The 23,106-nt window shown below is 39.6% G+C and carries 22 protein-coding genes; 10 read left to right on the forward strand and 12 right to left on the reverse strand.

The window, feature by feature from the left end; genetic code table 11:
- The first annotated feature begins 21 nt into the window (after positions 1–21).
- Positions 22–3,150 (forward strand): SdrD B-like domain-containing protein, encoded by a 3,129-nt coding sequence (locus TOL9009_RS49080; protein ID WP_029632019.1) that lies wholly within the window; start codon positions 22–24, stop codon positions 3,148–3,150.
- 112 nt (positions 3,151–3,262) lie between these two features.
- Here TOL9009_RS49080 and TOL9009_RS0106675 read toward each other — a convergent pair whose 3' ends face one another.
- The gene (locus tag TOL9009_RS0106675; RefSeq protein ID WP_029632021.1) at positions 3,263–3,832 is read right to left on the reverse strand and encodes a Uma2 family endonuclease; all 570 of its coding nucleotides are present in this window, start codon (positions 3,830–3,832) and stop codon (positions 3,263–3,265) included.
- 306 nt (positions 3,833–4,138) lie between these two features.
- Positions 4,139–6,136 carry an excinuclease ABC subunit UvrB gene (gene uvrB / locus TOL9009_RS0106680; protein ID WP_029632023.1) on the reverse strand — a complete coding sequence of 666 codons (1,998 nt, stop codon included), beginning with the start codon at positions 6,134–6,136 and terminating at the stop codon, positions 4,139–4,141.
- Positions 6,137–6,489: 353 nt separating this feature from the next.
- On the opposite strand from uvrB, the gene TOL9009_RS0106685 reads away from it, so the two are divergent.
- From TOL9009_RS0106685 to TOL9009_RS0106700, 4 genes are all read left to right on the forward strand, one after another.
- Positions 6,490–6,888: a hypothetical protein gene (locus tag TOL9009_RS0106685; protein WP_029632025.1), complete on the forward strand. Its 399-nt coding sequence runs from the start codon at positions 6,490–6,492 to the stop codon at positions 6,886–6,888.
- A 527-nt stretch (positions 6,889–7,415) separates the two neighbouring features.
- On the forward strand, positions 7,416–7,598 hold the full coding sequence (locus TOL9009_RS0106690; RefSeq protein ID WP_029632027.1) for a CsbD family protein: 183 nt from the start codon (positions 7,416–7,418) through the stop codon (positions 7,596–7,598).
- Positions 7,599–8,149: 551 nt separating this feature from the next.
- Positions 8,150–8,593, forward strand: coding sequence for a hypothetical protein (locus tag TOL9009_RS0106695; RefSeq protein ID WP_029632029.1), 444 nt, complete (start codon positions 8,150–8,152; stop codon positions 8,591–8,593).
- 146 nt (positions 8,594–8,739) lie between these two features.
- Positions 8,740–9,264, forward strand: coding sequence for a hypothetical protein (locus TOL9009_RS0106700; protein WP_029632031.1), 525 nt, complete (start codon positions 8,740–8,742; stop codon positions 9,262–9,264).
- 181 nt (positions 9,265–9,445) lie between these two features.
- Here the strand turns inward: TOL9009_RS0106700 and TOL9009_RS0106705 are convergent, their stop codons facing one another.
- Together TOL9009_RS0106705 and TOL9009_RS0106710 are read right to left on the reverse strand one after the other, a co-directional pair.
- Positions 9,446–9,757, reverse strand: coding sequence for a helix-turn-helix domain-containing protein (locus tag TOL9009_RS0106705; protein ID WP_029632033.1), 312 nt, complete (start codon positions 9,755–9,757; stop codon positions 9,446–9,448).
- A complete protein-coding gene (locus tag TOL9009_RS0106710) occupies positions 9,744–10,142 on the reverse strand; it encodes a type II toxin-antitoxin system RelE/ParE family toxin (protein WP_029632035.1) in 399 nt (132 codons plus the stop codon). The genes TOL9009_RS0106705 and TOL9009_RS0106710 overlap by 14 nt, the downstream gene beginning before the upstream one ends.
- A gap of 559 nt (positions 10,143–10,701) precedes the next feature.
- Here TOL9009_RS0106710 and TOL9009_RS0106715 point away from each other — a divergent pair.
- The 4 genes from TOL9009_RS0106715 to hpsJ-A all read left to right on the forward strand — a co-directional run bounded on the left by TOL9009_RS0106715 (position 10,702) and on the right by hpsJ-A (position 13,940).
- Positions 10,702–11,466 (forward strand): PEP-CTERM sorting domain-containing protein, encoded by a 765-nt coding sequence (locus TOL9009_RS0106715; protein WP_051502825.1) that lies wholly within the window; start codon positions 10,702–10,704, stop codon positions 11,464–11,466.
- 144 nt (positions 11,467–11,610) lie between these two features.
- Positions 11,611–12,477: a cyanoexosortase A gene (gene crtA / locus TOL9009_RS0106720; protein WP_029632039.1), complete on the forward strand. Its 867-nt coding sequence runs from the start codon at positions 11,611–11,613 to the stop codon at positions 12,475–12,477.
- Positions 12,477–13,130, forward strand: a complete 654-nt coding sequence (locus TOL9009_RS0106725; RefSeq protein ID WP_029632041.1) for a cyanoexosortase A system-associated protein — start codon at positions 12,477–12,479, stop codon at positions 13,128–13,130. The genes crtA and TOL9009_RS0106725 overlap by 1 nt, the downstream gene beginning before the upstream one ends.
- Positions 13,131–13,220: 90 nt before the next feature.
- A complete protein-coding gene (gene hpsJ-A / locus TOL9009_RS0106730) occupies positions 13,221–13,940 on the forward strand; it encodes an HpsJ-like protein, cyanoexosortase A-associated (protein WP_029632043.1) in 720 nt (239 codons plus the stop codon).
- On the opposite strand, the gene TOL9009_RS49085 is transcribed toward hpsJ-A, so the two are convergent.
- Positions 13,937–14,068 (reverse strand): hypothetical protein, encoded by a 132-nt coding sequence (locus tag TOL9009_RS49085; RefSeq protein WP_260675856.1) that lies wholly within the window; start codon positions 14,066–14,068, stop codon positions 13,937–13,939. The two genes, hpsJ-A and TOL9009_RS49085, sit on opposite strands and share 4 nt — an antisense overlap.
- A 198-nt stretch (positions 14,069–14,266) precedes the next feature.
- On the opposite strand from TOL9009_RS49085, the gene TOL9009_RS0106735 reads away from it, so the two are divergent.
- Entirely contained in the window at positions 14,267–14,752 is a 486-nt protein-coding gene (locus TOL9009_RS0106735; RefSeq protein WP_029632044.1) for a hypothetical protein, read from the forward strand.
- A 60-nt stretch (positions 14,753–14,812) separates the two neighbouring features.
- Here TOL9009_RS0106735 and TOL9009_RS0106740 read toward each other — a convergent pair whose 3' ends face one another.
- The 7 genes from TOL9009_RS0106740 to TOL9009_RS0106770 form a co-directional block, all read right to left on the reverse strand.
- On the reverse strand, positions 14,813–15,841 hold the full coding sequence (locus TOL9009_RS0106740) for a glycosyltransferase family 2 protein (protein WP_029632047.1): 1,029 nt from the start codon (positions 15,839–15,841) through the stop codon (positions 14,813–14,815).
- A 101-nt stretch (positions 15,842–15,942) separates the two neighbouring features.
- Positions 15,943–16,833, reverse strand: a complete 891-nt coding sequence (locus TOL9009_RS0106745; protein WP_029632049.1) for a glycosyltransferase family 2 protein — start codon at positions 16,831–16,833, stop codon at positions 15,943–15,945.
- Between the two features lie 72 nt (positions 16,834–16,905).
- The gene (locus tag TOL9009_RS0106750; RefSeq protein ID WP_029632051.1) at positions 16,906–18,183 is read right to left on the reverse strand and encodes an ABC transporter ATP-binding protein; all 1,278 of its coding nucleotides are present in this window, start codon (positions 18,181–18,183) and stop codon (positions 16,906–16,908) included.
- 2 nt (positions 18,184–18,185) lie between these two features.
- Complete coding sequence (locus TOL9009_RS0106755; protein WP_029632053.1) at positions 18,186–19,058, reverse strand: ABC transporter permease; 873 nt, start codon at positions 19,056–19,058, stop codon at positions 18,186–18,188.
- A gap of 86 nt (positions 19,059–19,144) precedes the next feature.
- Complete coding sequence (locus TOL9009_RS0106760) at positions 19,145–20,206, reverse strand: glycosyltransferase family 2 protein (RefSeq protein ID WP_029632055.1); 1,062 nt, start codon at positions 20,204–20,206, stop codon at positions 19,145–19,147.
- A 120-nt stretch (positions 20,207–20,326) separates the two neighbouring features.
- The gene (locus tag TOL9009_RS0106765) at positions 20,327–21,598 is read right to left on the reverse strand and encodes a glycosyltransferase (RefSeq protein ID WP_029632057.1); all 1,272 of its coding nucleotides are present in this window, start codon (positions 21,596–21,598) and stop codon (positions 20,327–20,329) included.
- On the reverse strand, positions 21,595–22,869 hold the full coding sequence (locus TOL9009_RS0106770; RefSeq protein WP_029632058.1) for a glycosyltransferase: 1,275 nt from the start codon (positions 22,867–22,869) through the stop codon (positions 21,595–21,597). Before TOL9009_RS0106770 ends, TOL9009_RS0106765 begins: the two co-directional genes overlap by 4 nt.
- Between the last annotated feature and the right edge of the window lie 237 nt (positions 22,870–23,106).

Consider the following 23,106-nt stretch of genomic DNA (forward strand, 5'->3'; position numbering starts at 1 on the left):
TATTTTTATTGGAACTAAATCATGAAATCTTTATTTAAAAATTTAAAAGCGATCAATCGCTTTCAGGATAAATCGTACTTTAAATTCCCACGGCTGCTGACATCTCTTCTACTCTCCAGCACCATCTTTACAGGGACATCTTTTAGTTTAGCCTTTAGTCTCAGCATTTTGGGGTACGCATTGCCAGCAGCAGCAGGAGGGGCTACCTACTGTCAAAGTCCTTATGGAGAAGTGTACGGAACAGTCATACCTAAGCAACTGTACGTGATTCATGCACCAACGGGAGCCTCAGCACTACTGACAACAAGTATTTTTAATGTTGCTGCGATTAACGGCATGGCAACTGACCACCTTAACAAACTGGTTTATTATGGCGATGGTAATAATCTCTATGCCTGGAATGCCCTGACAAATCAACACATTCTCATTACGAATAATTTCTCATCCTTTATACCCAGTTCTTATAAATCTGTACACACGTTTACCACACTATCGAGTGGTGGTGCTGCCTTCTATAATGGCTCTCTTTATTTCGGTGTGGATGGCAATGCCCCTGCTGGATTGAATCCTGATTTTGAAATCTTCAAAATTGATTTTGTCGCTGGTTCAAATGGCACAACGATTCAGACGGTTACACCCTTGAATATCGCTGGCAACTCCGGTGGTGGTCTGATTCGTGCAGATGAGGATTGGGGAGACTTCATAATTAGCGATACGGGAATCATTCTGGGGATTACAACGCGAAATGCTTCCACAGGTATTGCCCATCTATGGAATTATGACCTCAACACGAATACATTCACCAATATTGGAACTCCCAGTGGAAATCACCAATTAGCCAAATCCGGTGATGGCAGATTATGGGCATTGTTTAGTAGTGGGAATGTCCAAGAACTCCTTGCCAATGGAACTTACACAGGAACGACCAAACCAACCATTATAGTTAGCGATGCTGGGGAATGTGTAGTTGGAAATGCAACAGTTGGCGATCGCGTTTGGGCTGACGTGAATGGTAACGGTATACAAGACGTTGGAGAATTAGGAATTGCAGGGGTATCGGTATCTGTTTACCGCGACATCAACAAAGATGGAGTACTGGCTGCTACTGACCCCCAACTAGCTACCCAAACTACTGGTGCTAACGGTAACTACAACTTTACTGAGTTGCTGCCCCACGATCCTCTAACTGGAGCAGGACATAATGACTTTATTATCCAAATTACAGGGGGCGTTCCCACTGGGTACACTGCAACCACCGCCACCAGACAAACTGTCGATTTATCCAGCGCGACACAAACAATCACCACCGTTGACTTTGGCTATAAACCTCCGACGTACACGGTTTCAGGTACGCTATACAAAGACAACAACAGCAACAATACCAACGACAGCGAACCAGCCTTAGCAGCCAACGTCACCGTCACCCTTTACAACGACGCGAACGCTAACAATACTATTGATGTAGGTGAACAAGTTGGAAGTCCTGTTGTTACCAACGCTAGCGGTCAATACAGCTTTGCTACCGTCCCCGCAGGTACTTACAAAATCAAGGTAGATACCGCTGATACAGACATTCCGGCTGGATATACCTTGGGGACAGCGAATGACATCACCGCTACAGTTGCGATCGCCAATGTCACAGGTAAAGACTTTGGTTTTGACATTGCCCCTGGTTTCTGCAATTTGGGAGATGGTACACCCGACGTTGCGATCGCAAACTATATCAGTTCTGAAGTCACAAACAATCTTACCGCCACTCGTTCTCTTACAGATACTTTAGATGATGCTTGGCGCACGGCGACAGGTGGTTTGTCGAGTGGTACTGTAACACCTTGGTTCGGCACCGCTAATACACTAGGTAGTGTCAGCAACTTTACTTATCTCGATCCCGCCACATCCAGCAGCGTAAATGCGACTGTAGAGTTGGTGCAAGTTAATATAAGTGGATTAACCAATTGTGCGGGTATCTCTAATACTACATCCTCAACCCCATTACTAAGTACTGGTGCTGCTTTACAGGATATTTCACCACGTCCTACCAGCTTATACAACAGTGCTAATCAACCTGCTTTTTGGAATCAGACGATTGTATCTGGTAATGATAATAGCCGCTTTGCCGCCCGCTTTACCTTTGATAAACCTGTCAAGTCCTTTGGTGCTTGGTTTGGCGATTTAGAAACTCGCACTGCAAACGGCACTCCAGCAATTCTACGACTGCTTGATGCATCGGGGAATCGAATTGGTAATGATATTCCCATACAACCTACAAATTTGTATGATGGCACTCCCCCAGACCCGGAAGCAGTTAACCAAAGTCAATGTGGTTCCTCTGCTACTAATATTGGGTGTGGGAATTCTTCTACTCGCTGGGTGAGTTTTGTGGATAATAACTCTATACCGCGCATCAGTCAAGTATTAGTCATTGTTGGTGATGATGACTTTAACGACAATGGTGACACTGAAATTCTCAGCTTTATTGGGGCAAATATTCTTCCAGCAGTTGCCTCTAACCCCAATGTGCTGCTGGTCAAACGTATCACCAGTATCAACAATAGTACGACAACCAGGAGCGGTGATAACCTGGCAGTCTACAAAGACGAGGTGAGTAATCCCTACGATGATAACCAAATTACTGTCACAAGTCCCAATCCACCGACTACTCCCGCTGATACTGATAAATGGGTGGATGCAGATAATAACGGTGAACCCGATTTAATTGGTGGTATCAATGGTGGTAATGTGCGTCCCGGTGACGAAATCGAGTACACCATATATTATTTATCCACAGGTGACACTACCGCAAATAATGTATTGATATGCGATCGCATTCCCGAAAATGCCACTTTCATCCCGACTGCATTTAATAGTTTCCCCACCAAAAATACAACTGGTCTTCCAACTGGCGATCGCGGTATCATTTGGCAAAACAATAATGTAACTGAATCCCTAACTAATATCAGCGATGACGATACAGCAGAATATTTATCCCCAGGTGTTGACCCGATGATTAAGTACCCCGGTATCAAATGCGATGGGACGAATACCAATGGTGTTGTAGTTGTGAAGTTGGGAAATTTACCAAATGCGATCACACCAGGTACACCAACTAGTTCTTACGGGTTTATCCGCTTCCAGGGAAGAATTAAATAAAGTGTCTGCAACAATATACATTTGGTGGAAATGAATGTAGAGACGCGAAATTTCGCGTCTCTACAATGGTTTTGGATAACACAAATTAATGAAAAGTAGAAGAGTGCGCTTTTTACCATACTTTATTTAAATTCAATTCAAACCCAGGTAAAACATCTTCACCGGATACAGTTGTAGGAGATTCTAATATTTCTACTTCTTTCCCTAAACGAAAAATTTCTATTGTTTTATTCTTCGGGTCAAGCAACCAACCTAAACGAACACCATTGTTAATATACTCTTGCATCTTTTCTCTGAGTTTTTTCAGAAAATCACTACTAGAACGCAATTCCACGACAAAATCAGGTGCGAGAGGAGAAAATTCTTCTTCTTGTTGAGTCTGAGTTAAAGCCTCCCATTTTTCATTACTAACCCAAGAAGCATCCGGTGAGTAAACCGCACCATTAGGGAATGTAAAACCACTGGAGGAGTCGAAACCGATACCAAGTCCGGTTTTTTCAATCCAGACGGCAAGTTGACCAATTAGGCTAAAATTTTTCTTACCCGTCCACGGATACGTTGGAGGCATAATTATAACTTCTCCAGTTGCAGTACGTTCTAACTGCAAATCTTGATTAGCTTGACAAAGTTCATAAAACCCCTCGATACCCAGATTGGGGATATTCAAAGTAATAGCGTTCATAAGCTTTAAGAGTGAGGTTTTGTCCTTATACCAATTCTATAAGGTTGCGCTTACCCTGGGGCGTAGTTATAAAATTGACATCATGTCCCCCTAATTAACATTAATAAAAACACTGCAACCATCGTAAAGACGTTCCATCGTAAAGACATTCCATCGTAAAGACGTTCCATCGGAACGTCTCTACAATATATGTGATTTGTCGGTCATGATATGACATCTGGTATAAACTAAATATGCGTTATCCAGAATCCCTAGAGACGTTCCATCGGAACGTCTCTACAATTTTCATTTTCGCGTGTCTAATATCTAACGTCCCACTAATTTATCGCGCAAATGCTTAATGCGATCGCGCAATTTACCCGCTTCTTCAAATTCCAGTTTCTTTGCCGCTTCTTTCATCTGTCCTTCTAGCAAAGTAATCAAATCTGGAATCTGTTCTAATGGTAATTCATCCATATGTTCATCAACTATTTCTAACTCAGTTGCATTCAAGCGCCGCGATACTTCCAAAAATGATAAAATCGCATTAGTCGATTTTTTCACAATCGGTTGCGGTGTAATATTGTGCAACTTGTTATATGCAGTTTGAATACCACGCCGTCTGTCAGTTTCGTCAATTGCCTTAATCATGCTTTTTGTCAGATTATCAGCATACATGATCGCTTTGCCGCGAATGTGACGCGCTGCTCTACCTATAGTTTGAATGAGCGATCGCTCTGCACGCAAAAACCCTTCTTTATCTGCGTCCAAAATTACCACCAGCGAAACTTCCGGTAAATCCAAACCTTCCCGCAGCAAGTTTACACCAACCAACACATCAAATTTACCTTCGCGCAAATCCTGAATTATCTGAATTCGGTCAATTGAATTAATCTCAGAATGCAAATAGCGCACCCGAATCCCATTATCTTCCAAATACTCAGTTAAATCTTCCGCCATCCGCTTAGTTAATGTGGTAATTAATACGCGTTCGTGAAGGTCAACTCTATCTTTAATTTCTCCCAACAAATCATCAATTTGTCCTTCTGTCGGACGCACATTAATTTCTGGGTCGATTACTCCCGTTGGGCGAATTATTTGTTGTGCTATATTATTTTCGGAAATTTCTAATTCCCAATCTCCTGGTGTAGCAGAAACAAAAATACACTGATTGACCTTTTGCCAAAATTCTTCTGCTTTCAAAGGACGGTTATCAGCAGCACTAGGCAAACGAAATCCATGCTCAATTAATACTTTTTTTCTTGCCTGGTCGCCGTTGTACATGCCGCGAATTTGTGGCACTGTAACGTGAGATTCATCAATTACTAACAGCCAATCTTTCGGAAAATAATCAATTAAAGATTCTGGAGGTTCTCCAGCTTGTCTGCCGGCTAAATGGCGAGAATAGTTTTCTACACCGTTGCAATAACCGACTTCGCGCAACATTTCCAAATCATAGCGCGTCCGCTGATCTATACGTTGCGCTTCTAATAATTTCCCTGCTTCTTCTAATTCAACTTTGCGTTCTTTTAATTCTGCTTGAATATCATCACAAGCTATTTCTAATCTTTCTTCTGGGGTGACAAAGTGACGCGCTGGATAGATATTTACCGCTTCTATACTTTTAATGATTTCCCCTGTCACCGGATCGACGTAACGAATTGCGTCAATTTCATCACCAAAGAATTCAACGCGAATAATTCTATCTTCGTAAGCCGGACCAATTTCTAAAACATCACCTCGAACGCGAAATTTACCGCGACCCATTTCTATATCGTTGCGGCTATATTGAATTGATCCTAAATCTCGCAAAATTTGGCGTTGATTAACTTCCATACCTACTTGAAAGCGAATGGCAGCTTTGAGATATTCTGAAGGAATTCCCAAACCGTAAATGCAGCTGATGGAAGCAACGACGATGACATCGCGACGTTCAAAAAGCGATCGCGTGGCTGAGTGACGCAACATGTCAATTTCATCGTTAATCGAAGCTGTTTTTTCAATATAGGTGTCGCTGACGGGAATATAAGCTTCTGGCTGATAATAGTCGTAGTAGCTGACGAAGTACTCCACTGCGTTGTGGGGAAAGAATTCCCGCAACTCGTTACAAAGTTGTGCTGCTAGAGTTTTGTTATGCGCTAGCACCAGTGTGGGTTTCCCGACTTTCTCAATTACTGATGCGATTGTAAATGTCTTGCCTGTTCCCGTCGCTCCCAGTAAAGTTTGATAATGGTTGTTAGCTTCGATACTGGTGGTAAGTTGGGCGATCGCTTGTGGTTGATCTCCTGTCGGCACAAATGGTGCTTGAAGACAAAATTCTGTCATACAAATGTACTATAAATACCTTATCTCATGGTAGCGAATGCGCTGTATTTTACGTTGAGTACTAACCGAACGTCATTACAACGCCTTTCCTCCTCTTTTTAATATGTGTCTTTTGAAGAAAAATATATCCAGAGCAACTTTTTTAAGGTTACACTTTAAATATTAAGGAAAAATTTATTTTACCCTAACTATTGTAAAATTTACTTAACAATCGAGGGTGGGTTAGGTCATGAGCGCTAGTAGTAGTCTGTCAAGGACTAATTAACGGATAAGTTTTCTGTAAAGACGGCGATTTATCGCGTCTCTCTAACCGTCATTTAGGAGTTTGACAGACTAGTAGTACTGGTAGAACAATCAGTCAAGGGCAAAAGCCTGCCAATTTAAAGGGAGATACGACAGTGGAAATTGAAAATAACCAGGATAATAGCTTGAATATAGATGCAGCAGGGCAAGATGATAAGCAAGTATTGCTAGAGTCACCAAATGTTGAAGCTCATGAGACACTAGCTATTTCTAATGTACGCCCAATCAGCGCCAGTCATTTGGAAGTTGCTCATACAATGAATTCTTCAGGAATTCGTCCAATTGGTGCCAATACAATGCAAGTCGTTGAAAGTATTTACGAGTCTGGGATTCGTCCAATCGCTTCAAGTGGACTAGTAATTTCGCAAACTTACTCCGCAATGGGGAATCGTCCAGTAGCATCAAATATGATTGACGATCCAGATAGTATAATGGGTTTTCTGGATTAAACAAAAATAATACGAGCGAATATCAACCCGGTTTATATGTATAATCGGGTTTTTTTATTAAATACAGGACTTACGCACGGACTACGAATTTCCGTCCCTATCGACGTAAGGAAGCAATCTCAAAGTCTTGTTTTTTCGTAACGAGTGCGTAAGTCCTAAAATAGCTAATAGACAACCGATGTGGAAATTAATCATGCGTTATCTGATCCCAAGAGACGTAGCACTGCTACGTCTCTACATTCATTTCCATTTTCGCGTGTCTAATAGTCAATAATTAGGAACTGACACCTATTTAGAACCCCGACTTCACAAAAGTTGTCGGGGATATTTTTTTTAGCTATTTGCTTTATTAGTACTTTAGTTCTTGTTAATTCTTTTATCTCCCTCTTTCAGCATAGACAACTAATATATCTTGTGGCAGAAGGCTACAGTCACAACGTTAAGTTACTTTGTAGAAGTAAGAATAAACAATTTCAAAGTTACAAACAAGCTTTGAAATAAAAACTATCTAATTAAGGAAAAGAAAAATGAGTATCGAAGATCGCGCTAAAGCAGTTGCTAAAAACATCGAAGGTAAAGCTCAAGAAGCTCTAGGAAAAGTTACCGGCGATCCAGAAGATAAAGTAGAAGGCAAAGCAAAGCAAGCCGAAAGCCAAGTACGTCACGGTGTTGAAAACGTCAAAGATGACGTCAAAAAAGCAATTGACTAAGCAAAATGCTTTTTGCAGAAAGTCTCTAGGATAATTGGGGTGAATTCCCTGACTGGATAGCTGAAAAACGTAAATCATGACACTCCTTTTATCCCCCTTGAATGGGGGATAAAGGTGTAATTGATAGATATGCAGGCTAAATTAAAAAATTAAGGAATGTTTACTCCCAACAGCGATTTTCAGATAAATAGATTATTGTAGAGACGTTTCACCGAAACGTCTCTACGGCAGGAATCCAATTTATTAATGTGAAAATTGTTGTAATTAATAGACCTGCAAAATAATAACAGTTAAAGAATAACAAATATAGCAATCCTGAAAGAATAGTAAATATAGTGTTGTTGCTATACATGCAAAATGGGTTTAAAAACCTTGAATGGGATCGCGGTGTTGCTGAATTAAGGGCATGAAAATAATTTTACGTTATTTCAAAATTTTGTAGAGACGTTTCAATGCAACGTCTCTACATCAAAATTCATCCCATCAATCAACAACGCTGGGATTACTATATTTTGTCTGATTGCAAATGTAATTTTTGGGAGGATAAAGAAATGATTCTGATTCAGCGGGGTCGCCGAATCTTGACAGCTTTCGTCTTGATTTTAGTTTTGACAATAAGTACTGCTTGCAGTAACGGTAATGTAGCGCAACTTGACCGCACAACAAATCAACCAGCAATTGGTACAAGTACAGCTTACGCCGAATTAGAGCGAGGAAATACCCCCACAGGACAAACCTTTGCTGACTGGGTTGTGCAATCGTCCAAGGGATTAATTCGTGATGCTTACGTGCGTGATAATAACAAACTAGGCATTGTTATTTCTCCTCAAGTTCGCCCTAATGAAGTAAAAGACCTAGCAAAATCTTTAGCCCAAGGTTTCCGGAAGAATTTCCCAAATCAAGACTTAACAGTTTTGGTCTATGCGCCTGATAAGCAATTGATTTTGACCACTAAGTATGATGTTCAGACTAATAAGATTGAGTATAGCGCGTAATTACTCAATATTGGTTTGAGGTAATTGGTAATAAATTTTTGGATTACTAATTACTAAAGATAAGCAACTTAAATACGTGTTAATTAGTTGCTCTTGAAAATTTAATGAAGAAAGCCATGAGCTTTTAGTTAACGGAGGAGAATAAAGTGTCAAATAGCGAACAGTACAAGCGTCAAATAATGAACGACTTGGCTCAAGGGAATGTAGAATCATTGGATGACGCTCCAGTTGATCCATCAAAGCAATATCAAAGCTTCGACGATTTTGCCCAACGGACAACTACAGACGAACGTCGTCAGATGTTTGGTAAATCTTTGCATCCCGATCGCATTCCAACCAGCCAAATGGAACCAGAATTGCAGAAAGCGATCGCACAAATCAAACCCAACGAACGCGATGATGTAGCGCGATCGTTTTTCAAACACTTCAAGCAAAGAGGATTGGACGAGCGTCATCTAGAGCAACAGATTGGGCTTTCCACTCATAACGCAAATCACATGAGCGCTGATGACGTCAGCAAACTCGCATCCTTCGCATATCACAACCATCCCGACATCTTCAAAGAAGTCCTAGCCGAGCAACCAGGTATTCTCAAGTTTCTCAGCAACCCCGTCGTCGCAGCCGTTTTGGGAATCGCGGCAGCTAAATGGTTGGGTAGTCATCATAAATAACAGCTGAGTCTTTAGTTGTGTGTGGGTTCTGATTATCTAAGGTGGGGTATAATATCCCACCTTTATTTTTTCGTAGTAAGCACTTCAGTGCTTAACCCTCTTTTATTACTCTCACCAGATGAAATTCTAAACCCTCTTTTCAGATTAGCCTGCGTAGGCAGACTTTGTTTATGTAGGGCTTCTAAACATGTTTCTCGTGTTCTATTGGAGTCAGAATAATCTCTACCCGTTTATTGAGGGCTTGAGCAATTTTTTGGAGCATTGAAAGAGAGTGTCCTTGATAATCAGCATCTTCAAGTCGTGCAATCACAGGTTGCTTTGTACCGATTAACGCAGCAAGTTCGTTCTGTGTTAGTCCTGCTTTTATTCTTGCTTCATAAATAAGCTGTGCTACTTCTGCATTAATCGAAGCTGCTGCGATCATTTCCTGAAGCTGAGAATCGTTACCATTCATTTTATTGATGATTTTAATGGCATCGTTAGTTTTCGCCATCCTCTTCCTCCTCTACATAGATATGAGTTTCTGGGTTCTCTACAAACAAACGCTTTCGCTCTATTGCCCGTTCAATATCAATATCTGGTACTGCGGCTTCTTCTTTCGTAATGGCATGGGCAAGGATTGCTATATTTCGTCCATGAAAGAAATATAAAATGCGGTATTGTACGCGAACATGCTTTGCTCGAAGCTCATAAATATCATCGCGTAGGTAGTCTGCGGCAGGTCGGCGGAGTTCGTACCCATTGTCCGCAAGCTGTTTAATACGAGCAACACAGTTGGCATATCCTTTCCGGTCTTGTTTCAAAAGTTGCTTCAGCCATTCAAGGACGGGAATTTCTCCATCCTCATCTTGATAGAAAACAACGTGTGTTTCAGGCACTACACTTTAGAAGCTATAACAATATTGTTATACTACGTTAACGGAGCGGTTAACAAGGGAACTTTGCCGAAAACCTGGAATTAAAAATTATTATCATTCTATTTATGGCTAATTTTATTTTTTGGAAGTCCCATTAGTAAGTAATTACCTACAATCTCAAGAGTATTCACATAAATTTTATACAACAAACTACTAGATTTAGCCTGCAACCCTTCTAAAATCTAACTTTTGGTAGGTGAAAATATCTAAAAGTAACAATCACTAGTTTAAAGATTCCATCAAGACAAGCCTTTACTAATTGATTTATTTTACCTAACCAGCAAGACTGATTACTGTGCAGTTCGAGAGTAAATACTGAAGACATCGCCAGCAACTCGAAGTCAAAGCCAGATTAAAGACTTAAGTCATATCTGCGCTTTATTGTGACAAGCAGCACTCAGTTATCCCAGCGTAAATGCGTCTTGTGGTGGTTTGTGCGTGCAACTTTGAGATAAAAAGCGAATCTCACTACCAGGTAAATCTACCATCAACCTTTACCTAATTTACCGGAGTGAATTCAATGACAAAATTTCAAGTTAGAAAGAAATTACTGAAGGCTTCTACAGGGAAAACATTAACTGGGTTTTCTCTGAGAAAGAAGTTGCTTAAGGCTGGCTTCGTAGCAACATTTACTGCTGTGGGAGCAGCAGCGTTTAGTACAGGACAAGCGCAAGCAGCTGTAGTCGTTCTTGACTTTGAAGGAGTTGGAAACAATAATCCTGTAGGGAACTTCTACGATACAGCTCCCCACGACTTTGACATCACTTTCTCACCTAATGCATTGGGTCTTGTCGATGCCGATGCTGGCGGCACGGGCAATTTTGGCGGTGAACCCAGTCCAAGTACGACTCTATACTTCCTAGATGGACCTGCTGCAACGTTGAACGCCGCGAACGGATTCACTGATGGATTTTCATTCTTCTATTCAGCGATTAATAGTCCAGGATTTATCAATGTATATGATGGTCTCAACGCAAGCGGGAACATACTCGCAACTTTAAATTTACCAACAACCCCCTTTAACGGTGCTCCTGACCCAACTGGACCATTTAGCCCATTTGTCCCGATTGGTGTATCGTTTTCAGGTCTTGCTAAATCCGTGGATTTCGGCGGAACTGTTAACCAGATTGGCTTTGACAATATAACCATAGGTTCCGCCAGACCTGGTGGTTCCGAACCCGTTCCCGAACCTTTTACTATCTTAGGTTCATTAACTGCCGGTGGTATTGGTGTAGCATTACGTCGCAAGCGTCAGCAGCAAGAAAAAGAAGCTGCCAAAGTCTAACCTAAGCAGCTAGGCGGAATTAAACATTACTTAAAAAAGCAAATCGGTAATTAGTAATTGCCATTACCCATTACCAGACGCCCTATAGTTATGTTTTGTTCCGCCTACCTATCAAATATTTGCTGAAACTGCCGCCACATTGAAATGAAATCCATCCACTTGACACCAGTCAGTCGTTTAAAAAATGCCCAATTCTGGCTACTAGCGATCGCAGCCGGTTTAATTGCGATTCACATAACCCTAATTTGGAAATCGGACAATCCTAGCCTATTAGGAACCAGTCTTTTATTTTGGATTGCTATCTCTTCTCTCGTTTGGGAAAAACGCGACAGCTTAAATCTAGAAAGCGGAGTTTTCTCCAGCTTTTTAGGTCTGTCAATCATTGGAATCTTACTTCTCAAAAGTGCATCTCTAACAAGTTTTGGTGGCTTTTTATTTCTCTTTCCTTTGATTGTTGCCGTCGGTATTGCCTTGCTAGCTTCTGGCTTTCCGGGATTAAAACAATACAAAGGAGAATTGCTAACACTGTCTTTTCTTGCCGCACCCAAACTATTACCATCATTCCTGATTAGTAAGGTTACTTTACTCACGGCAAAACTTTCTGCTATTATCCTTTGGTATACAGGTTTTGAAGTTATTCGCTCTGGAGTAAACATTTATCTACCAACAGGAAGTATAGAAGTAGCTAGTGGCTGTTCTGGGATAGAAATTATATTTCAACAATTGGGTTTAGCAATAATTTTTCTTTTAATGTTTCCTTTAAATCGGCAGCAAAAAATACTTGCACCCATAGTAGCCGCAACTTTGGGATTTGTCGTCAATGGTGTCCGCGTTGCTCTCATGGGTGTCATAGTCGCAAAAGGCAATCAGGAAGCATTTGAATATTGGCATCATGGAGATGGTTCTTTAATTTTTTCGATGATTGCCGTCATACTATTTGGTTTATTTTGCTGGTTTTTACTAAATATCAATGAAACAAAAAATAAACAGCACAAGTCCTCAATAAGGTGATGATTATTTGGAAACAATTTCGCCTTCCACTTTTGGCTCTCACCTTTAGTAGTGTCTTTTTGGTTTTGGGAAAAGTTATTGTGCAACCCAACACCGAAAAATACACCCTTACCCCCTTGATTTTCCCCGAAACAGTACCTTTATCAGAATGGCAGTTAAATACAAAATATTCCCAGCCAACATCAACTAAAGAAGATTCTAATTTCATTGCCCAAAAGCATTATCAATATATTCAAAAAAATGTGAATCTAGATATAGAAATGCGCTATGTGACAATTTTTGATGTTAACCAACTCATTAGGAAATACACTTCGATTTCATCTTCTCCTGAGGTGCGTCAGCGAGAGAAAGTAGGTTATTACGGGCTTGGGGTTGACAAAGGACGAGCATATTTAAGTGCCTGTATTAATCCTCAAGGAAGCACTACATTCACCTCTCAACAGTTTAACCAAAATCGCTCTTTATACGATCGCCCCCAACAGCGTCTATTACCTTGGTTACTGGGCAAAAAGCCAATCGAAGATAAACGTTGTTTATGGGCACATTTGTCCATTTCTGTCAATAATTCTACCCCAGAAGCTGCTTACAAAAAACTGGAAAACGTCTGGTTTTCTTGGCATCAGTGGTGGCAGCCCCGCTTTCCAAAACTTTAAAGTTGTTAGGGGATAGTTGATAGTAGTCAAATAAAATCAACCAACAACTAACAACCAACAAATAACAACTAACAACCAACAATTTACAACATGACTAAATCAAATAGTGATAGATTTACTCCTTTGTTACAAGAGTTACAAGCGTTTGCTTTTAGCCAGCAAGGGTCGATGAATATTTTGCGATCGCTTGGCTACGGTCTGCTATTATTAGCATTTTTTGACATCGTTGAGATGTTTGTTCCACCCAACTTTATGAACCCCGCTTGGGAATTTCAAACTTTTGGAGCGCTGGTTGAACGAGTACCCGTGCCGTTAATCGGTTTAGTGCTGGTTTTTTTTGGAGAAATGAATTCGCGTTCCAAATGGGAATTTCCTATATTAAAGTTATTATCTTGGTTAACTTTGTTATTTGCATTATTATTTTTCTTACTAATTCCTTTAGGAGTTGGTAACACTCTCCGGCTCAATAATCAAAGTGCTGCTCAAATTAGCACTTTATCCAAGCAACAACTATCTCAAGCTGAACAGGTTGAAAAGCAATTAAACCAAGCCACACCGCAACAAATTGATAATTTTCTCAAAAGCCAAGGACGCTCATTAGATGGCAAGAATCCTGAGGAATTAAAAACTCAAGTATTATCTAAAGTTTCTCAAGCGAAGCAACAAATTAAAACTCAAGCTGAAGTTACCCAGTCTTCGCGAGGTTTAAGTTTAATTAAGTCTTCTGTAAAATGGAATTTGGGGGCTTTAGTTGCTAGTGCTTTGTTTATTAGTATTTGGAAAGGTACTAGCTGGGCAAGAATAAATTAATATTTAAAGTAGGCGTTTTCTCTTCTTGTCCAAAGTCCAAACTTAATTGACCATTGAATAAAAGCGATCGCCTGTGTATAATCAAGCGATCGCAGTGGAGCATGTAAACCAGATGAACAATAGTACAAGAATACTATAAGATGCGATCGTTGTACAGTTTCCGCAACATCTTTTATTGAGACTGCGTACCATCAGAAATTTGTTGTAACCAACTTAACAAATCTTCCTCGCATAGCTTTCCTTGAGTTAGATAGCTATTTTTAAGACAAGGCTTGTCAATATCAAACTTCACATCGATAATCTAAAGTGATATGAGGAGTGGGAAAATGAAGTATCTTCCGTGTTTAGTGTCAGTAGTTCTGGCTAGTTCATTTGTGAGTTCTGCCCAACCAGCACAAGCTCAAGTAGCTTATGGTAGCTATATCGGTGTCGGTCCAACTGTTGGTCTTTCAGACGGTGGTCAAATTGGTGGAGTTCTTGCTGTCCGCTACAAGCTTCTAGAAAGTCCAGTTTCCTTTCGTGCCCAAGCTTTAATTGGTCAAAGTACAGCCGTTGTGCCCACTGTTTCCTACGATGTGCCCTTAAATTGGCAAACTGACGCTTATTTGGGTGCTGGTTTGGTGCTAGCTGGTGGTGATACACCTTCACCGGTGGGCAATAAAATCAGCTTTGCTTTGCAACCAGGAGTTGATTACGTCGTCCCAAATAGCAACACGGTGATTTTTGGTAACGCAATCATTGCCTTTGATGCTTACCGCAATGGTGGTGGCACTGCTCTGTCATTACAAGGTGGTGTCGGTTTAAGATTTTAATTAGTAAAAATACGTAAATAATTACATTCCCAAGTTTTTATTAAACGTGGGATTTTTGCTTTACAGGAAGTTTGTTCTTGTGCTTTGCGACAGTGTGACGCTAATTTTTTTTTTAGAGTCAAAAAGGCGATCGCTAATTGAATTGACGAATCTTTTGAGAAACAAGAAACGACAGGCAATTTTTTCGGTTCGGCGAAAGCCACAAATATTTTGAGCGAATTTATAAATTGGTCTTGAACTATTTGCCTTAAAATCAGGATAGATAGTTAAAGCTTGTTCTAATAATTGTAAATACTGTGAATAGTCAACAAATAAAGATTCTCGACTCAATTCAAAACAACATCTAGCTAAAGCATAGCGATACTTCATTGAAAGTTTGTTCAACTGTAATAGTTTTTTTTCTGCCTTGTCTAATACTAAACAGTGGCTTTTTACCCATAGACTTTTAGAAGAACTAGAAACTGTTACATTACCGTATCGTCTATAAACTGAATAGCAACCTGGTTGATATACAACTTTGGCATCATTCATTACCACTGAGATAAAAAAATCTCTATCTTGTGCAGCAAGAAAACTTTCATCCCATCCACCACTATTTATTACTGCGCTTCTTTTATAAAGTAAAGAAGCAACAGCTGTCCACCAATTTGCTAGTAATGACTCTAAGATATCTGCTTGTGCTTTAGGAACCTCTATTTTATCCAAAAAACTTGTTCCGTTAGGCAAATGGCGTTTATGCCTCCAATCACCATAAACAACATCTGCGCCGGTTTCCTCTAGAAAACGAACTTGCCTTTCTATTTTTTCCGGCAAAATATAGTCATCCGCATCTAAATACTGAATATACTCTCCTCTTGATAAAACAAAGCCTCTATTTCGGGCATGATTTCCTCCTTGATGAGGCAGACTTTCCCAGATAATTTTATTTCCATAACTTTTGATAATCTCTAAAGACTTATCAGTTGAGCCATCATCAATTACAATAATTTCGATGTTTGCATAAGTTTGTTGCAAGCAGCTATCAATTGCCTCTGCCAACCATCTTTCAGCATTAAAGCAGGGTATGATTACTGAAACAAGTTTTTGCATCTGTATTTCCTTCAATGTGATTAAAAAACTATTTTTGACAACAATTACAATAATGAGATGCTATGTGTCAAATTACCCTGCTAAGTTGAATATTATGTCTTTTATTGGACTAACAACTTTTTTAAGAAACTTTGAGAAAATTGTGGAGCAAATTGAGTAAATGTGTGAAACGGAGCTATTTGCATTGCCCAGCATAAGCTGAAGAAAGCTGCACGACGTTGACCGAGTTCGTAGGATTTTAGAGCGTGTTCGTAGACAAAACTGGCGAACATCTTTGGATGCGCTTTAAAAATAGATTCATGCTTACGCACAAGGCGTTGAAAGCTTTCTTGACGCAGCGTTAAATCCCGTGATAGTCGCACTCCATCATGGGCAGTAAGTTGGTAAGTAGCAACAGGTAGACCGAGAATCGAGCAAACCGGATTAAGCCGCAAAAACAGTTCGGAGTGAACGCGAGAGCGAAATTTCTCGTCCCAACCATTGATTTGGTGAAGCACTTCGCGCTCCACAACCAGCGTTTGTTTCGTATTGTACGAATAACCTGGTTCAATTTCCTCTAAGGAGAAATGAGCGCCGCGTGGACGTACTGGGGGGGGTAGACGCGTTATGATGACTTGTCCTTGGGAATTGACCACCTCTACGCCAGAAATTACTGCTATCGGTTCTGGTAAAGTGGCATTAGACAGAGCTTTTAGTGATGTAACTACCATATTGGGGAGAAGGCGATCGTCGTCATCAAGATATGTAACCCACCGACCACAAGCCGCATCAGTACCTACGTTGCGGGCTGCTGCGCCACCTTGAGGTTTTGATAGACGGATCAATCGCAGTCGGGGATGTTCGGGCAGGTTTAAGGGCTGCGTTGAAGCATCATCAACGACGATAACTTCTAAATCCTCTACAGTTTGTTCAAGGGCACTTTTTATAGCATGATTTACTAGATGAGGTCGGTTGTGAGTAGGAATGATGATGGTTAGTAAAGGGTTGCTCATTTTTAATACACCCGTTTGTTAAATTTTGAATTAACACAATTTGAGCTTTTATTATTTTACTTTTGCAAACGACTATTTACTAATAACTTGCCATTTATGTGGTTGATAAAATAAACATCGACTAATAGTTTTATTTGTTTTTACAGTAAATCTAAAAGAATCAACAATATCAAAAGAGTAAACATCCCTTCTAATGTAGATTCTGGCGCTGTATACACCAGGAATGAAAGAACAATAAGGCATATACATTTGAATTTCTGATTTGCCAGGAGGTATTGTTAGTTCCTCATTGTCACTGCTGGAAGTTAAATACAAAACTAGACCATTTTCTCCTGATAGCGCTGTCACTAAAATACCTATATTTGCATTATCGACCTTTTTATAAGCTTTGCATTCTACGCATAAATAAGCAGGCTCACCAGAAAGCAGTGTTTGTATTGGATTTCCTTGTTCATCTTTAAAACTAAGAGAAACAATATCTAAACCTGAACTTTCTTTTTCTGACTTTTCGGGTAAAACCATCTTCCCTAAAGCATTTTCAGTCCCAACTAGACATAAGTCTTCTTCATATTTACGAATTACTGCTTCGGTATCTCCAGAAGCAATTAATTTACCTTTAGAAAGATATACTGAAGTTTCACATATATTTAATATGCTATGTGAGTTATGAGAAACTAATATAAAAGCTGTACCTTTTTTTCGCATTTTAGATAACTTTCGGTGGCATTTCATTTTAAATTTAATATCACCGACAGCTAGCACTTCATCTATTAATAAAATCTCTGGTTCTATATGAACTGCACAAGCAAATCCCAGTCTTGCAGCCATACCAGAACTATAAGTTTGTACTGGTGCATCAATCGCATCGGCAATTTCGGCAAAATCTATCACATCTGCAAATCTCTCTTCGATTTCTTGAGTTGATAAACCGAGAATTGACATATTTGCATAGATATTTTCTCGACCTGTGAGAATAGGATTAAACCCGGCTCCTAGTGCAATTAATGGTGCCACTCTTCCCCTAACTTTTACGCAGCCACTATCAGGTTTAATCAAACCACTAATAATTCTAAGTAGTGTACTTTTCCCGGCTCCATTTGAGCCAACTAACCCTAGTGCTTCTCCCCGACGCAGTTGAAAACTGAGGTTATTCAGCGCCCAAAACTCTTTTGGACGAAGAGTTTCGCTTTTTCTATTTGCCCCTCTTAACTCTGTGGCAATGTCTTGAACGCCATACAATAAAGACTTTTTTAAATCTCTACAAAACTTTTTAGAAACATTTTCAACCGAAATGACTACATCAGGATCTTTCGGCTGAACAGCAATCTCTTGTTCTTTTAAATTAGTCATTTTTAAGAACTCACTCTCTCAACCACAAAAGGCATAGCTAAACGAAATACAATCCAAGTTAATAGCATACCAATTAAAGTAATTACACTTACTATCCAAAATCTCGAAGGATCTGAGACTACTCCTGTAGTGGCTAACTCTCGTGCTGTTACTAACAGAGGAGTAACAGGATTTAGTCTCACTAAAAACCCAAAGGCTCCTTCATTGGGGACTGGATAAACTACGGGAGTCAAAAACAACCAAAAGCCTGTAAACAAAGTTAATGCCTTAGATATATCTTGGTACAAAACCCCTAACGGAGCTAATAAAAGACCGATAAATGTTCCTAATAAAACTAAATGAATTAATGCCACTGGAGCTAAAATTACTGTCCAACTTACCGATACATGAAACCAAATAAATAACGCTACGATTAAAATTAGCTTGATAGCAAAGTTAAAAAATACTTCGCCCATCTTTGCCAAAATCAGTGCTTCTCTAGGAAAGTTGACTCGCGCTAACATTGGTTTTGCGACTATCACTGCTTGCACTGGCCCGTTTAAAGCTTCGACAAAAGTTTGCCACAGTGCAGTGCTGAACATGACATAAGCTGGATAAGGTAAATCTGTTTTGCCAACATTAATTACATTGGCATTACTAGCAAGGGTAAATCCAGTTGCCAGAAAAATTGGCGGTATAAAAGCCCAGATTATTCCTAAAAAAGATTGCCGATATTGAGCGCTGATATCCCGCACCATCAGTCGTCGAGCAAGTTCGCGAGAAGCTAGTAAGTCTCGCCACATTTGTTTGAATAAATTTAGAGGATGCCTGAGCAGACTTTCAGGTGTATAAATAACCTCAGGTGGCTGAGATTTGGGACTTTTCTTTTGCTTCAAAATTTCTCACCCTTTGCTGTAAAGAATGCAGATGTACGTTGTTGTAGAGCGGATATTGCCCACTCTACTAATCAATCTTTATAACATTATCTTTGGGAAGCCGTCATTACGGACTTCACAGGCTGTGATGCAACTTGATTTTGCATCCGGTGGAGATGTTTGCGAGCATAGCGATTGGTGAGGTAACGGTTTAGCGCATGATCCAACTTCATTAGCAAGTTCTCTGCGCGGTAAACTCTCCGCCCAAAAACACTTTTAATCAAAGGAGCAACAATTGTATCACGCCGTCTTCTTCCCAAACTGTTGTACTTTCTTTGAAAGTACTCGTCCTCGGTGAGGTTCCACTTGTCGCGTAAACGTTTGAGGCTAGATAGTTCCCACGCATCGCTCCAACGCAGCATGTAAAAGTGTAAGTCTGTCCACTCCAGAGGTGGTCCTGGGACGTATGTTACGAGAGATTCGGGTTCTAAGTAGACTGAACCGCCTGCTTTGCTAACAAGCATACACAAATCTACGTGTTCTTTGGTATTCATTAGAGCTTCATCTAACAAGCCAATCTGCTCAAATATCTCTGTACGTACAATCATGCAGTGGAACTCTGCAAGACCAGTTTCTTGCCGTTGCAATTGAGGAAGAATATCCTCTACCATTCGTCCTTGTTTATAAATTTTTTCTATTATTTTACGTCTGGTTGTCTCGCCTTTGGTTTCGACTTTTACCCCAGATTCTCCACCTGCACAATGCACTTCTGAATGTAGTGGAAGGTTCTGGCAAATTAGGGGACTAATTACGGTGGCTTTGGTTTCTTCGGCACAATTGACTAACGTTTTCAACCAGCCAGGAGTGACTGCTACATCGTTATCCATGAATACAACATACTTGGTGTTGACTTGACGCAAGCCCAAGTTTCTAGCGTGGTTGGGGGAAAGGTAATAATCGGTACGAATCAGTTGAAAATTTTTTTCCCGCGCTTGTTCTTCAAGATAACGCCGGACAGCAGATGGTGAATTACCATCTACGTAAATTAATTTGAATGGATATTCTGTATTTTCGTAGATGCTTTCTAAAGATTCACGAGTGTAGCTAAAACGCTCTCTCGGAGCGACAATAATTGTAACTTGTGGGTCAGCAATTGGTGGAAAATTCATTGTGAAATCCTCGCGAAAGTAATGAAATCAGGTTTTTGCGAAAAAGACTTATGTAGAATGCACCTATTTTGGTTGTGGAGACAATTCGTTGCTATGAAAAACTGGCGTATTTGGGATTTACTATACTAATACATTTAGACATTCTTGGCTAGGCTGTAAATTGTTGTTGGATACTTGGCGGTAGATTTCCACTAGTTCATTGTTTAGCTGGTTCATATCGTAGTGTTTTTCTACGTAAGCCCGACCAGATGAACCCATTTGTTGCCAAACTTCTGGATGCTCAATAAGGTAGCTTACCTTTTCGGATATGGCATCAGCATCTCTCTCTGGTACAAGAAAACCAGAAATATTATCTTTTATTAATTCGGGAATACCACCGTGTAGAGTTCCTATAACTGGCAAACCCATTGCCATTGCTTCTTTTAAGGTGTTGACAGGTGCATCTTGATTGCCATCTTTAGCGGTGATGCTGGGGGCAATAAAAATATGGGTTTTGTCGATAATTTCAATAATTTCTGGTTGGTTTTTCCAACCGAGTAACTTGACTTGATTGGCAACATTTAGTTCCTGAATGAGTTGCTGTAAGTGTTCTTTTAATTCTCCGTCGCCGATGATATTGTATTCTATATTGGGATGAAATTTCGCCACCTTAGCAATTGCGCGAATGCTGTATTCTATGCCTTTTTTTTCTATAAGGCGACCAGTTGTGGCGATTCTAATTTTACCATCTGGATGGGGATGCCGTGGTTTAAAGGGAAATTGACTGCAATCTATACCGGAACCGTGAACGACTATTTTATTTGCGTCGCAACCTAGTTTGATAGCGCGTTGTCTAAAGAATTCGCAGTTGGTTAAGAAAAAATCTCCTTCAGTAAATAGTGGATTATAAATATCTTCTCCATGTTCTTGAATGTATCGACTGATATCAAATCCGCGAAAGGATGTAATCAACTTTCCTTTGATGATACCGATATCACGCATAACTATAGTATCTAAAGCAAATACTCCAAACTGGCAGTGGATAATATCGTATGTTTTTGGCTTTAAAAATGGTATTGCTAAGTAGATAAATTTTAAAGAATATGCTTTTTCTCCATATTGAAAAATGTTAAGCGATCGCATGAACACTAAAGGAGCTTTGAAAAAGTTAATAAATAGTAATATTAGTGCTTTTATCAACCGTAAAAAATAATTTTGCGGAATTCCAGGTATATAGTGGGTGCGTTTCAATAACTGATATTTTTCTACATCAGGATGAACTTTATCAGAATCTTTTGGGTGACTGGCGTAAATATCAACCTCATGTCCACGCGCAATCAAACCTGTGATTTGATTCAGGATAAATGTCTCTGATAATACGGGAAATTGTCCGGCAATGATTGCTATTTTCATATGTGAACTGAGGTATATATTTTTTGACGTTCTTGAGAGTTCTTTGTCGCAACCTGGCGATAAGTTTCTACTAGTTCATCGTTAAGCTTGTTGATATCATAATGTTTTTCTACATAGTCACGACCAGATGAACCCATTTGTTCCCAAATTTCTGGATGCTTAATAAAATAGCTTAATTTTTCGGATATAGCCTCAGCATCTCGCTCTGGAACAAGAAAACCAGAAATACCATCTTCTACCAGTTCAGGAATACCACCATGTATAGTTCCTATAACCGGTAAACCCATTGCCATTGCTTCTTTTAATGTGTTGACAGGAGCATCTTGATTTCCATCTTCAGCGGTTACGCTTGGAGCAATAAATAGATGGGTTTGATCTAAAATTTCAATGAGTTCTTTTTGGTTTTTCCAGCCAACTAGCTTTACTCCGTCGGCTAAGTTCAGTTCTTCAATAACTTGCTGTAAGTGTTCTTTCAAATGTCCATCGCCAATAATATTATATTCAATGTTTGGATGAATATTTGCTAGGTTTGCAATGGCGCGAATGCTGTATTCTATACCTTTTTTTTCCACAAGGCGACCAGTTGTCGCAATGCGAATTTTGCCGTCGGGGTGGGGATATCGTGGTTTAAATGTAAATTTACTGCAATCTATACCCGAACCATGTACAACAATTTTATTTTCATCACAACCTAGTTGAATAGCTCGTTGTCTAAAAAATTCGCAGTTTGCAAGAAAAAAATCTCCTTTGACAAATAATTCGTTGTAAACGTCTTTGCCGCACTCTTTGAGATACCAACTGATATCGTAACCACGAAACGAAGTAATTAATTTACCTTTGATTGCACCAATATCACGGTAAATCATTCCATCAATTCCATATATGCCAAATTGGCAATGAATAATATCGTATGCTTCGGTATTTAATAAAGGTATAATTGCATAAAGCAACCTCATGGAAGCAGCTCGCTTACCATATTGAAAAATGTTAAGCGATCGCAGCAATACTAAAGGAGCTTTATGAAAATGCCTAAATATTAATCCTAGACCTTTTATCAAGCGCCACAAGTAATTTTCGGGAATACCCGGTTGATAAAAAGTGTGTTCTAACAAGTGATATTTTTCTATATCCGGATGCACTTTAGAAATATCATCTGGTTTATAACCGTAGATATCAATTTTATGTCCACGGGAAATCAAACCTGTAATTTGATTCAGAATGAACGTCTCTGATAAAACTGGAAAAGATCCAACTATAAATGCGATTTTCATAGAAATACTTGACCAATTAGTATGTACTTGATTTCAATATTGTTTGTTACTATAATTTTCATTTAGATATTTCTTGTTTTTTCAATATTAATTGTTTTTTTCACTACAAAAATACTTTTCAGTATATCTTTACTATATCTTTACAAAAATCATTTCCAATTAGGTATTTTTATAATCGACCACAGGACGATCGCAAATAGTAAGACAACGAAAGTCCTTTCTTGAAAAGATTTATGG

It is taken from the genome of [Scytonema hofmanni] UTEX 2349 (assembly GCF_000582685.1).
GTDB classification, from domain to species: Bacteria; Cyanobacteriota; Cyanobacteriia; order Cyanobacteriales; family Nostocaceae; genus Hassallia; species Hassallia hofmanni.

Excerpts from the sequence above, each read along its gene's own strand:
- TOL9009_RS0106705 (WP_029632033.1), bottom strand. The coding sequence starts at position 9,757 with ATGGCGAAAACTAACGATGCCATTAAAATCATCAATAAAATGAATGGT.
- TOL9009_RS0106725 (WP_029632041.1), top strand. The coding sequence starts at position 12,477 with ATGATTATTTGGAAACAATTTCGCCTTCCACTTTTGGCTCTCACCTTT.
- TOL9009_RS49080 (WP_029632019.1), top strand. The coding sequence starts at position 22 with ATGAAATCTTTATTTAAAAATTTAAAAGCGATCAATCGCTTTCAGGAT.
- TOL9009_RS0106695 (WP_029632029.1), top strand. The coding sequence starts at position 8,150 with ATGATTCTGATTCAGCGGGGTCGCCGAATCTTGACAGCTTTCGTCTTG.
- TOL9009_RS0106715 (WP_051502825.1), top strand. The coding sequence starts at position 10,702 with ATGACAAAATTTCAAGTTAGAAAGAAATTACTGAAGGCTTCTACAGGG.
- TOL9009_RS0106750 (WP_029632051.1), bottom strand. The coding sequence starts at position 18,183 with ATGACTAATTTAAAAGAACAAGAGATTGCTGTTCAGCCGAAAGATCCT.
- TOL9009_RS0106745 (WP_029632049.1), bottom strand. The coding sequence starts at position 16,833 with ATGAGCAACCCTTTACTAACCATCATCATTCCTACTCACAACCGACCT.
- TOL9009_RS0106765 (WP_029632057.1), bottom strand. The coding sequence starts at position 21,598 with ATGAAAATAGCAATCATTGCCGGACAATTTCCCGTATTATCAGAGACA.
- crtA (WP_029632039.1), top strand. The coding sequence starts at position 11,611 with ATGAAATCCATCCACTTGACACCAGTCAGTCGTTTAAAAAATGCCCAA.
- TOL9009_RS0106770 (WP_029632058.1), bottom strand. The coding sequence starts at position 22,869 with ATGAAAATCGCATTTATAGTTGGATCTTTTCCAGTTTTATCAGAGACG.
- TOL9009_RS0106690 (WP_029632027.1), top strand. The coding sequence starts at position 7,416 with ATGAGTATCGAAGATCGCGCTAAAGCAGTTGCTAAAAACATCGAAGGT.
- TOL9009_RS0106675 (WP_029632021.1), bottom strand. The coding sequence starts at position 3,832 with ATGAACGCTATTACTTTGAATATCCCCAATCTGGGTATCGAGGGGTTT.
- hpsJ-A (WP_029632043.1), top strand. The coding sequence starts at position 13,221 with ATGACTAAATCAAATAGTGATAGATTTACTCCTTTGTTACAAGAGTTA.
- TOL9009_RS0106760 (WP_029632055.1), bottom strand. The coding sequence starts at position 20,206 with ATGAATTTTCCACCAATTGCTGACCCACAAGTTACAATTATTGTCGCT.
- uvrB (WP_029632023.1), bottom strand. The coding sequence starts at position 6,136 with ATGACAGAATTTTGTCTTCAAGCACCATTTGTGCCGACAGGAGATCAA.
- TOL9009_RS0106740 (WP_029632047.1), bottom strand. The coding sequence starts at position 15,841 with ATGCAAAAACTTGTTTCAGTAATCATACCCTGCTTTAATGCTGAAAGA.
- TOL9009_RS0106735 (WP_029632044.1), top strand. The coding sequence starts at position 14,267 with ATGAAGTATCTTCCGTGTTTAGTGTCAGTAGTTCTGGCTAGTTCATTT.